This is a genomic window from Roseovarius sp. D22-M7, from assembly GCF_037083785.1.
Lineage (GTDB): Bacteria > Pseudomonadota > Alphaproteobacteria > Rhodobacterales > Rhodobacteraceae > Roseovarius.
The window spans coordinates 1-11055 of the sequence record NZ_JBAPKY010000082.1 but is presented as its reverse complement, the minus strand read 5'-3'; the positions used below and the strand labels follow the sequence as shown (position 1 = coordinate 11055).

At 57.3% G+C, this 11055-nt stretch carries 8 protein-coding genes and 3 pseudogenes; 6 read left to right on the top strand and 5 right to left on the bottom strand.

What is annotated here, in order from left to right; all coding sequences use genetic code 11:
* Positions 1-168: 168 nt before the first annotated feature.
* The 4 genes and pseudogenes from V8324_RS20070 to V8324_RS20055 form a co-directional block, all read left to right on the top strand.
* On the top strand, positions 169-570 hold the full coding sequence (locus V8324_RS20070; RefSeq protein WP_336421676.1) for a transposase: 402 nt from the start codon (positions 169-171) through the stop codon (positions 568-570).
* A 127-nt stretch (positions 571-697) separates the two neighbouring features.
* Entirely contained in the window at positions 698-922 is a 225-nt protein-coding gene (locus V8324_RS20065) for a hypothetical protein (RefSeq protein WP_336421675.1), read from the top strand.
* 208 nt (positions 923-1130) lie between these two features.
* Positions 1131-3218, top strand: a complete 2088-nt coding sequence (locus tag V8324_RS20060; RefSeq protein ID WP_336421674.1) for a putative bifunctional diguanylate cyclase/phosphodiesterase — start codon at positions 1131-1133, stop codon at positions 3216-3218.
* Between the two features lie 454 nt (positions 3219-3672).
* Positions 3673-4080: pseudogene (locus V8324_RS20055) on the top strand (IS66 family transposase); the annotation flags it as partial.
* 206 nt (positions 4081-4286) lie between these two features.
* On the opposite strand, the pseudogene V8324_RS20050 reads toward V8324_RS20055, so the two are convergent.
* The 5 genes and pseudogenes from V8324_RS20050 to V8324_RS20030 all read right to left on the bottom strand — a co-directional run.
* Positions 4287-4424 (bottom strand): annotated as a pseudogene (locus V8324_RS20050) (DUF4172 domain-containing protein); the annotation flags it as partial.
* A gap of 103 nt (positions 4425-4527) precedes the next feature.
* Positions 4528-4860 (bottom strand): hypothetical protein, encoded by a 333-nt coding sequence (locus V8324_RS20045; protein ID WP_336421673.1) that lies wholly within the window; start codon positions 4858-4860, stop codon positions 4528-4530.
* Between the two features lie 127 nt (positions 4861-4987).
* Positions 4988-5614, bottom strand: coding sequence for a hypothetical protein (locus V8324_RS20040; RefSeq protein ID WP_336421672.1), 627 nt, complete (start codon positions 5612-5614; stop codon positions 4988-4990).
* Positions 5615-5624: 10 nt separating this feature from the next.
* Positions 5625-6566, bottom strand: a complete 942-nt coding sequence (locus V8324_RS20035) for a ParA family protein (protein WP_336421671.1) — start codon at positions 6564-6566, stop codon at positions 5625-5627.
* A gap of 16 nt (positions 6567-6582) precedes the next feature.
* Positions 6583-7820, bottom strand: a pseudogene (locus V8324_RS20030) (IS256 family transposase).
* Positions 7821-8339: 519 nt separating this feature from the next.
* Here V8324_RS20030 and mobC point away from each other — a divergent pair.
* Both mobC and V8324_RS20020 read left to right on the top strand, forming a co-directional pair.
* A complete protein-coding gene (gene mobC, locus V8324_RS20025; RefSeq protein WP_336421670.1) occupies positions 8340-8927 on the top strand; it encodes a plasmid mobilization relaxosome protein MobC in 588 nt (195 codons plus the stop codon).
* A gap of 88 nt (positions 8928-9015) precedes the next feature.
* Complete coding sequence (locus V8324_RS20020; protein ID WP_336421669.1) at positions 9016-10998, top strand: relaxase/mobilization nuclease domain-containing protein; 1983 nt, start codon at positions 9016-9018, stop codon at positions 10996-10998.
* Positions 10999-11055: the final 57 nt, after the last annotated feature.

Sequence of the window (11055 nt, the reverse complement as noted above, 5' to 3'; positions counted from 1 at the left end):
ACCGTCATTTGGCGAGGCTTAGCCCGCCTCGCCGACCTCGTCGAAGGAGCATGTCTCGCAAACCCGCCCCCGGACACTTGTGGGTAACTGCAAGCGCCAGACGCCGCTTACACATTACCCAGCGTTTCTCGTGATAATTTTGGGCTAAAAGAAAAGCGCGCTCAAGATATGGGCCACCGCGCAAAGGAGTTCCTGACCTTCCTCCACCGTATCGACCGGGCAGTGAAGAAACCCCGAAACATCCACATCGTGCTTGACAACTACGCGACCCACAAGACGCCCGACGTGATGGCCTGGCTGGAGAAACATCTGCGCTTCAAGCTGCATTTCACGCCCACCAGCGCGTCCTGGATGAACCTGGTCGAGCGCTTTTTTGCCGAGATCACCGCAAAGCGAATCCGACGTGGCAGCTACTCCAGCGTCGACGACCTGGAGGGCGCGAACTACGACTACCTCATGGAGCGAAATGTAAAGCCGAAGCCCTTCGTCTGGAGCAAGACCGCCGGAGACATCATCAAACGCGAACGCCGCGCGCTTGATGCCCTCGATGAAATCAGGGGAAATCGGTAGCAAGTGTCAGACTCGGAACACCTAGGCTCCGTCTAGATTCACCCTTTTTTAACCATTGGTAAAGTACATATTAACGGTTCACTATTGTGTGAAGCCAAGCGCAGTTTACGGCTTGGGGGTCTTTATCATGGAAGCAGTTACAGCTGGAACGGTAGTTTGGAGATACGATCCAATGTTCGATATTGAACTATCTGCGAGCACTGTCGAAAGCTTTCCAAGTGATGTGGCTGGGGTAGTATACCACCATGCCGAATACTTGCCAGATCATCAGATTTTTCGTCTCGGAAACGATGCAGATATTTTCATGAACCATAGCGATGGCCCCACGCTGATCGACTTGGGTGTGAGATGATCGCTTCGAAAGACCTCAAGGTGGGCGACGAGCTTACGTGTGACTATCAAAAAGTATGTGTCGTTAGCTTTCTCTCTGAATTTAGAAAACTTTGTGCCGCTAAATGACAAACAGTTCATTACCTCATCAGATTACTTTTCTTATCCTGGCTTCGTTCATCGCAGTGCAGGTAATCCTATGGACGTCCCTCATCTCAGTGCGTAGCACAATGAATGTGGAGGCGGCAAAGGAGTCAAAGGATCGTATAAATGGACGGTTGAAGACGCTTCAAGAGCAGGTTTCCCTCATCGCGAGCGACTATCACAACTGGACTGATATATTTATCGACGCTCATAATCTAGATTATGAAAGTTTGGCCTCAAACTATGGGATAACTGCGGAACGTGGTGATATTTTCCAGTACGCAGAGTTGTTCGACGGGCCTTTTCCAAAGCCCATCAGCTGGCGGAAGGAACGAGGACTCATTCCACAAGAAGGCTTTCTTGACGACTTTACCAGGGCGACACTGCGCGATCAAGTGCGGCGCCTTGATGCTCGGGAACGTGAAACATTCGACTACTTTTCCATGCGCGAGGGCCGGCTGGTCATCTTCAGTAGTTCCAAACTGCTTCCTGAAAGCAGCGAGTTGCTGACGGATTTAGACCTCGCAGAGCAACCGGTTGCCGTGATTGGAAAGAGTTTTCCAGCAGAACGCCTTACCAGCATCAGTGCTGAATTCGCGATAAGAAACCTAATGGTTGTAGATGATCCGCAGAATGCTCAGGCCGTCAGTGTGCCGATCACTGGCGTCGTAGGTCAGCCAGTCGCCTGGCTTGAATGGCTGCCACCAAAACCTGGGACAGTACTATTTCAAAAGATGGCTCCGATCATGACCCTCGTCAGCCTGGTTTTTGCAGTGCTGTTTTGGGGCGGAGCAAAGCTTCTACGTGATAGAGCGACCAAGCTCGTTGCTAAAGAGGCGGTTTCCTCAGAGCAGGCTCGCACCGATACGCTGACTGCACTTCCAAATCGATTTGCACTTTTTGAGCATTTTAAGGCTATCAGTGCAGACGGTACGCTTGATTGCGGGGTCATTATTATGGACCTCGACGCGTTTAAGAACGTGAATGATACGATAGGTCATATTGGAGGTGACGTGTATCTGACGACATTGGCCTCGAGGCTTGCCTCGCTTTCGGATGATAACACGTTTGTTGGGCGACTTGGCGGTGATGAATTTGTGATTGTCATCAGATCAGCCAATGATATCAGAACAATCATCAATCAGAAATGTATAGACCTAGAGAAGATCTCAAGTGAACAGATCACATGTAAGGATATGCATTTCGATGTCTTGTCCTCGAAGGGTATGGCGGTGATGGACTCTCGTGAGTTCTGTAAAGACGATTTGTTACGACGCGCTGATTTCGCCTTATACGTTGCAAAAAAACACGGTACTCAAAAGGTTGTGAGTTATGATGCTTCTATGGAACGTGAGGATCAAGAAAATCAAATAATTGAAAATCGGCTTCGCCTTGCACTTGTGGAAAACAGCGAGTTTTCGATTGCATATCAACCTATTGTCACATTGAATGATGTATGCGAAATCAAGCGGTGCGAAGCACTGGCACGCTGGTACTGCAAAGATCTGGGTCAGGTTCCACCAGATAAATTCATCTACGTCGCTGAGACGAGCGGACTTATCATTCAGCTAGGTTGGTTGCTATTGGATATTATTTGCCGTGATTTAAAAGGTGTTGAGAACTGCAGGTGTGGCGTGAATATCTCTCCAGTTCAACTTATGATGCCAGGCTTTGCTGATCTGTTTGCGGAACGCGTTGAAAGAAATGGTGTTCGGCCGGAACAAATTGAAGTTGAAGTGACCGAGCAAATTGTAATCCGTGATGAGATTAAAATTCTACACGAACTGACGAGTCTCCGTAATCGTGGATTTACTTTGGCTTTGGATGATTTTGGAACCGGATACGCATCTGTGAGCTACCTGACAAGGATGCCGTTTGATGTATTGAAGATTGATCGATCTTTTGCAAAACTTCAGGCCGATAATAGGCAATTGCAGCGAATGGTGCGCTCGATGATGGGCTTGGCCCATTCCATGGATTTGCACATCGTCATAGAAGGTATTGAGACACCTGAAGAAGCCGTCTGGTTTCGTGCTCTAGGAGCTGATTTTCTTCAGGGCTATTTTTTTGGAAGACCAGTACCGTTCACGGATTATCTGCAGCTCTCTGGGTCACCCCCGGAAAAGCGGATACCGGAGGCCCAAAATCATGTTCCTGCCACTGTCGAAGCCTGAATTATCCTCTGCGCTTCAACTGTTGGACCGTTCTCGAGGGTTCCTCGCGAATGGTTTCTGACACGATTACACGATGCGCCTCGTGCAAGATTTTGCGGCTCTGAAGGAGGTTATTTTCCCCACAATAAAGAATCATGTCCTCCACGACTTCAGCAAGCCACGCATTTTTATCTTTCTCACCCATGTTTCCCCGCCACTGCCCAAACGACCACGTATAACCAAATGCCTTAGCTATACATAAAAAAGACTTGCTAACATAGGGTTAAGCGTGGGTACGTAGCTCATGAGCCTTAAAAACGGCCGGTGCCGATAGCGTGTTCACTCAGCCTTCTTGTCACTCCGCTGAAAAGGGTCACAGTATGCGCCGTCCCTGTCCCATTGATTTCTGCGGTTCCAGTGCGCTGCCGCAGCGGCGAGTTTCGTTCTGAGCGTTCAGAAGGAGATGACGATGATAGTGTCCCGCCCGCTGGTGGATGAGTTCTTCGCCTGGTTGGCCGCCCAGGCCGCGCGCATCTCGCGCAAATCCGACCTCGGCGCGGCGCTCGCCTACATGCTCCGGCGCCAGGACGGCTTCCGGCTCTTCCTCGAGGATGGCCATGTCGACATGGACTCCAACCTCGTCGAGAACGCCATCCGCAGCCCGGCCATGAACCGCCGCAACGCGCTTTTTGCCGGCCACGATGAGGGAGGCCGTTCCTGGGCGCGCTTCGCCAGCCTGATTGGCACCTGCAAGATGAATGGCGTCGAACCCTTTGCCTACCTGCGCGATCTCTTCACCAGCCTGGCGGGCGGCCGCATCGACAAGGACATCGACGCCCTGATGCCATGGGCCTACGCTGCGGCCTCCACTTCCTCACAATGAGCTCATCCGGGAGTCCCCAGTGAGCTTGTTCTGAGCGCTCAGGACGGCGAAGATGTCAGCCAAAAGCACTGAAAGCCCGCCCGCAAGCGAAATTCCAATGGGGCGGGGACGGCGCATACGGTTCACACGAGAGAACCGTGGAAGTAAACACGTAAGGTGTTTGATGGATCTGGGCGAGCGGCCAGAGCCTCGGCCGTTCCCTCGGATCAAGCCTGTCCTGAACTGACGAGACTCAACCAATATCGAGTGTGCCGCCTTTCACCGGTACGAGTCAGTGCGCCCTTATCAACCAGTACCTTCAGACCCCGTGTGGCGGTTGCGCGCGAGGCACCGGTGATCTTGAGTGAACATCCGGCCAATCGGGCAGGGTCCAGTGCTACCGCATGAGCTATAGGCATCCCTTCTATAGCTCACACAGAGATCATTATTGAGTTATAGTAGTCAATACTATCGCTCAGGAGATCCGGTTGGCAGATTGTCCAACAAGGTCGAAACGGACTTTTGAGCTAAACACATCTCAAGATGTGATGGTTTGTGCGATTGTTGCCTCGGGGTCTGCAGGTCAACTTGGCTCTGTACCGTATCCTGCTCAATCGGTTCATAGCGGACATTTCTCATGCTGTCATCGAACCAGGCCGGCTGCAAATCGCCATTGTTCCATTGGTAGAGATAGCCCACCAGACGGTCGGTTTTCTTGCAGAGGATGCGCTTGATTGGTTCGCCAGTCAGGCGGGGCTCAGTGTTCAAAAGCGTTCCTTCCAGGTGGACCTCGTCACTCATCAACTGCGATGTCCGAATGCGTGTTTAGATGGTGGTTAGAACCAGCTTTCTGCAACTGCAAGATGCACTGCTCGCGGTGGGCGAAAATCCACCAGCGAGATGCAAGTTATCTTCTCCGATAAGACCTTTACGGATCGTACTGCGATGCGGCGCGATCCGCGATCTCTGCTAGGAGAGCATCGATTTCAGCCCAGATGCGCGGTTCGATTTGGCCGCGGGTCAGGGCCCATTTGCTCAGGACGTCGAGAGGGTCGTGATCGCGAAGCAGGGTGCCCAAACTGGCCGCATCAACGGCCAAGGACGTGCGAGCCTGCCACGCTGCGTTGCGAGTGCGGCGCTCCGCGGAAGGAAATGCGAAGATCGGGGCCAGCTGCCAGTCTTTAACCGCGCGGCGCAGAGCGGCCCGCACGACCTGTGCGGGTTCGACACCACAGGCCTGTAATGCTGTTTCCTGCCGTTCGAGAGCATTGACCCTGATATCGATCTTCCGGGTGGGGGTCTTGCGCCGAGCTGACGCAACAGGGTTCGTTGCTGGACCAATGCCGGTGCTTTCCGCGTCAAGCGCCTTTGGCGCCTGGGCCGTCTCGAGTTCGGTCTCGAAGGGCCGCATCTCCGGCTCGGCAACGGTTGTGAGCTTCGCGATCACAGGTGCCGGCTCTTCTTCTTTCCTTTCCTGAAAATCCCGGCCGTCCTGCCGCAGCGCTGCGGAATAGGTTGGATCAGGTCTGGTGATGGTCGGGATCTTCTTTCGCAATCGACTGCCCTCACGCCGCGAGAATGTTGTTGAGAATGTCGGTTGCCTCCTGGAGGGCCTCGACAACATGACGAATATGCGGGCGCATCAACGGGTTCGGATCGGATTGCTTTTCCAGTGCCAGGGCATGGAGAAGCCCTTTCTGATCCATTTCCTTGTAAGTATTCCGACGCATCATGACCGTCTCGATCACCGGAAACTGTGTGAGTGCCTCCTCGATCAGGGCGGCGTCGGCGCGGGTCGTTTTCGGGTCGACCATGTTGAGAACCACGTGATGGCGCGGAAGACTGGTCGGATCGTCGACCCGGGATTTCAGCTTCTCGAACCAATCGGCCGTCTGCCTGCCCACGTCGAAATCCGATGTCGAGAGCATGATGGGCGTCACGATATGGTCGGTGAGCACGGCGATGCCGTCCGACCATTCAGCGCCGACCCCAGCCGTGTCGACGAAAATGAAATCGGCAGTGTCAGCCGCATAGACCCGCTCGATCTTACGCTCGGCACCAGCAACGCTATCGACTGTCGCGGAGTGGAGAAGCGGTGAGCCAAGCCCCCCGGCCTCCGCGCGTGCGTGCCAGGCTCCAAGTACGCCGGTGCTATCAGTGTCGATTAACAGTACTCGACGGCCGGCGGCAACGGCGGCGCTGATCAAGGCGCGCGAGAGCGTGGTTTTCCCACTCCCTCCTTTCCGGGCCATCGCGGCGATCACCACGAGATTTTCATTTGGCATTCCCGTGTCCTGAGCAAAAATAGTGATATGCAGCAATAATGCCAAATCGTCGTTAATCGTTCGAAGCGGAAGGGTCAAGCAGATGGTGGGATGCGATCCGCGCATGGCATGCTGCATAAGACGCCCTGCGGTTGACGCGGGGCCTCCGGCGCGATGCAACCGGCATTTTCCGGTAGTGCCCCGGGAAGTGGTGTAGGAACTGGTGTCCACCTGCTTCTTCATAGCCGGTGTCGCTCGTTCACTGTGCGGCAATCATCGGCGCCGCATCGGGATCGTCGCACATTGCGGTCAGCTTTTCCACCGGCATGTAGCGGCGCGAGACGGCCCACTCGTCATTCTGTTCCAGCATCAGCGCACCGACGAGGCGGATGACGGCCTCGCGGTTGGGGAAGATCCCGACGACGTTGGTGCGTCGCTTGATCTCCTTGTTCACGCGTTCCAGCGGGTTGGTGCTGTGCAGCTTCGAGCGCAGGCTTTCTTCGAAGGCCATGTAGGCGAGGACGTCGTGCTCGGCCTCGTCCATGAGCTCCGCGACATCCCTGAACCGCTCGCGCAGGCTATCGGCGACCTCGCGCCAGCGTGCATGGGCCTGGTCGCGGTCGGTCTCGGCGAAGACGGTCTTCACCACGGCGCTGACCACGGGCTTGTTGGTCTTGCCTACACGGGCCAGGAGGTTGCGCTGGAAGTGCACGCGGCAGCGCTGCCAGCCGGCCCCCAGGACCTTGCGTACGGCACCTTTGAGGCCCTCATGCGCGTCGCTGATGACCAGCTGCACGCCGCGCAGGCCGCGGCGGGTCAGAGAGCGCAGGAAGTCGGCCCAGAACGTCTCGGCCTCCGAGGGCATGACCGTGATCCCCAGGATCTCGCGCCGCCCGTTGGTGTTGACCGCGACGGCCACTATCACCGCCATCGAGACGATCCGCCCGCCCTCACGCAGCTTCACGTAGGTGGCGTCGAGCCAGAGGAACGGCCAGTCCCCTTCCAGCGGCCGGTTCAGGAACGCCTGCACCCGCTCGTCGATCTCCTCGCAGAGCCGCGAGACCTGGCTCTTCGAGGTGCCCGTCAGCCCCATGGCACGCACCAGATCGTCGACAGCCCGCGTGGAGACACCGTGAATGTAGGCTTCCTGTATCACCGCCATCAGCGCCTTCTCGGCCGTCCGGCGGGGCTCCAGGAACGTGGGGAAATAGCTGCCCTTGCGCAGCTTGGGGATGTTCAGCCCGATCGTGCCCGCTCGGGTATCCCACTGGCGCTGTCGATAGCCATTCCTCTGGTTCTCGCGGTCCGGGCTGCGCTCGCCATGCCCGGCACCGCACACGGCGNGTCCGGGCTGCGCTCGCCATGCCCGGCACCGCACACGGCGGCCACCTCGATATCCATCAGCCTCTGTGCGGCATCCTGGATCAGCTCGCGCAGGAAATCCGCGTCGTCGCTCTTGGCGATCACCCCCGGAAGGTCGATCATGGTGTCGGTCATCGTGCTCTCCTTCGTTGTCATCGGTCGTTGAACAACCTCAGACTACGAAGAAGCGCGATGGCCGCCAGCTCCGGCCGCGCGCTGCGCTACGCCAAAAGGCTCCGCGCGCGGCCTTTTACACCACCCGGTGGGACACTACCCATTTTCCAAAGGACGGGTGACGCGAGCCAGTATGCGGGCCGCGCGTGGCGCTGCACATTTCGCAAGACGCGTTCAACGGCAACCGGGATGCAGGTTGCGGGAGACGTGTTCTCGCTGCCGCGCTGCGCTTGCCATCCGACATTCGACACCATCCCGTGGGGCGCAGCAGACGGCGCGCAAACCACGTGGTGCGCGCTACGAAAGACGCATCGCGCGGTACAATGAGCGCGAAGCGCGCTCCATTTTCCAAAGGACGTGAAATCGGCCTTCCAGGCCACTTTTCTATATGGAGTACAATCCCTTATAGCCTTCTCCACTTGTGTTGGGAGACGGCGGGCTTGTACGAAGTTGGCAAGAAATAGGAACGTTAACTTCAAAATGTCACGCGGCCGCAGACTGACCGAGACCGAGCGTCTGAGCATCGCCAGAGAGCGATCTCGGGGCGTTCCAGCTGCCGAGCTTGCCACACGCTATAACGTCAGCCTGAAGTCGATCTACAACGCCGCCAATCATGGTGTGGGGCGTCAAGTGGCGAATGCCAGCCGGTCTCGCGTGGTTGGCATCCGCGTCTCGGATCGTGATCTTCAGGGCTTTGATGCCGCCTTGGCGCGTCGCGGCGTTGCAAACCGGTCAGATGCCATGCGGCGGTTGATGCTCGCTGCAAATGATATTCTTCGTCCCGATGATGCGACGGCCGAGGAACTGCGAAGCATGAGCGCGGCACTCAACCGCGTGGGCAACAATGTCAACCAGGTGGCGCGGAGGTTGAACGAAGCCAAGCTCAGCGGCGAGCGTCTGCCCTACACCGCGTCAAACAATGCGGAGATCCGGGAACTCGCGGGCCTTGTTTTCGAGATGGCCGATCAGATCCAGGAGTTGTTTCGGGCGCGGCGCAGGTCGCTTGATCTTCAGGTCACCCAAGCCCTTGCCGGTTTGAGCGGGAAGGCGGGTCATGGTTCGGACTGATCGCTCGCGGGGCGTTGGACCATCTCTTTTCGAACGCGACTGGAGCCGGGTCTCAGGACGCTGGCAGGGCCTTGCGAAAGGCGCGCAGATGGTGCGCGCCGCGCGCGGATATTCGCCGGCGATCTTCAAGGCGATTTCAAAGGGCGGTTGTCACACCGGCGCGCAGCTTCGTGCACAACTCACCTATCTCACCACCAAGTCGAGCCATATCCTCGACAGCCGCGGGACCCATGACGGGAAGAAGCAGCTCTCGGAAGCCGAGATCGAGCGCGTGGCCCGCCGGTTCGAAAACCAATGGAGCGAACGCTATAGCCCCAAACTTGGCCACACCTCGCATCTTCTGATGGCGTTTCCCATCGGCACCAAGGGTGAGGAGGTGCGCGATATCACCGAGACCGTTTGCGAGCGCTTCTTTCAAGGTGAAGGCTCGCATTTCGATTATATTGCTGCAATACACCATGATCGTGCGCATCCTCATGTGCATGTAGTCCTGAACCGCCGCAGCAAGGATGGCGAAATGTTCTTTCTCGGGAAGGATCACCACTTCAACTACGACACCTTTCGGGTGGCGATGGTCGAGGCGGCCCAAACCCATGGGATCCGGCTCGAGGCGACGCGTCGTCTTGACCGGGGAGTTACGACCTACCGCGCCGAGATCGATGAAATCTACAAGGCGCGTGACGAAGGGCGACCGCCCGTTGAACGCCAGAGAACGGGCGCCGATCTGGCGGCCGCGCTGGAGATCGTACGGCACAACGCCCTGACTTATCGCGGGCTCGCGGCGGAGGCGTCAGAATCGAGTTTCGAGGACGTGGCTGAAGCGCTCGAACATGCCAGTACCATCCTTGCCAATGGTGGCTCAATTCAACCTGATGGAGCCATTTACATGTCCGATGACGAAACGGCGTTCGATACGCTGATTACCGAGTTCTCCCGGAACATTCGCCAGATCGAGGTGGCAATTGACAGGGCACCGGCTGCTGAGCGGCCGGAGATCGAGCGCAAGCTTACCGACGTGTTGGCCTCGGTCGCCTATTTGAGCCCGCTCGGGGATCGTTCCTCGACCCTGATCGATGCACCCTCCCGGGACGGGATCTACGCGCGACCCAATGTGAGCGAGGATCATCTTGCGCGGCTTGAAGAAGGAGAGGTGGCGGCGAAGCTTGCCGAGGCGCTGAGAGGCACGGGAATCGATGCCGAGGCCGTCGCCGCCCGCATACATGAGGGGGCTGGTAACGCCGCCCTGGAACGACAGTGGTTGGCGCAGGATCTGCAGGCCATCGCCAAGGAGGGAGATCTCGATCTGGAGAAGGTCGAGGATCGGGAGGAAGCCCTCGACTGGCTGGAGGCCGTGCATGCCCGTCTGGGCGACGTCCTGACGGATGCGCGCGTGCTGCGGGTGATCGACGATACCGATGAGGCGGATAACGTTGGGGCTCCGTTGGGCGAGCGCCTTACCCTGCCAGAGCGTGACCTTGCAGAGGGCCGATTGGAGGTCTTTGCAGTATCAGAGCGTCAGGATTTCCGGCAGCTGGTGGCGCAGTTTCGTCAGACGGATTTCGACCACCCGTTCTCGGACGACCCATCCGTGCGGCGGGCGGGCGCGATCGAGGTGGAAAAGGCGCGCGCTGCGTTTCATGCCTATGCACAACGATCGCCCCAGCATGCCGAGTTGGCGTCGATGGCCTGGGATCAAATGACCGACAGCCGCAAGCCGCCGCAATTCGTGGTCGCGGAACAGGATCGCACGCTCCATGCGGGCGATATGGAGCTCGCATTGCGGGATCCATCGGAACCCATCGGCTCAATCACCGAGGAGCTTCGCACGATTGCCCTTTATCGCACCGAGATGCCGGATGATGACTTCAAAGCGGCGGTTCAGGACGAGATCAATCACCTTCGCGCTTTGGGCGCCTCCCGCGCCTCTATCAGCGAGCGGAGCTTCGAGATCGAGGACAGGGCACGTCAGGATTACGCCGAGCGGCGCTACCTGATCGAGGTCGCTCCCGCGGTGATGGCCTTCCTTCGCAATAATGCTTGTCTTACACTGAACCCGGCTCCTGAGGTATGAAGGAGCCACTGCCCGCCACGCCATTTATGGCGAGCAGTGGCGGCGGCCGGATCGCAT

What these genes read in the sequence shown, in the direction of transcription:
- V8324_RS20070 (WP_336421676.1), top strand. Translation starts at nt 169, where the DNA reads ATGGGCCACCGCGCAAAGGAGTTCCTGACCTTCCTCCACCGTATCGAC.
- V8324_RS20065 (WP_336421675.1), top strand. Translation starts at nt 698, where the DNA reads ATGGAAGCAGTTACAGCTGGAACGGTAGTTTGGAGATACGATCCAATG.
- V8324_RS20060 (WP_336421674.1), top strand. Translation starts at nt 1,131, where the DNA reads ATGAATGTGGAGGCGGCAAAGGAGTCAAAGGATCGTATAAATGGACGG.
- V8324_RS20045 (WP_336421673.1), bottom strand. Translation starts at nt 4,860, where the DNA reads ATGAGTGACGAGGTCCACCTGGAAGGAACGCTTTTGAACACTGAGCCC.
- V8324_RS20035 (WP_336421671.1), bottom strand. Translation starts at nt 6,566, where the DNA reads ATGAAGAAGCAGGTGGACACCAGTTCCTACACCACTTCCCGGGGCACT.
- mobC (WP_336421670.1), top strand. Translation starts at nt 8,340, where the DNA reads ATGTCACGCGGCCGCAGACTGACCGAGACCGAGCGTCTGAGCATCGCC.
- V8324_RS20020 (WP_336421669.1), top strand. Translation starts at nt 9,016, where the DNA reads ATGGTGCGCGCCGCGCGCGGATATTCGCCGGCGATCTTCAAGGCGATT.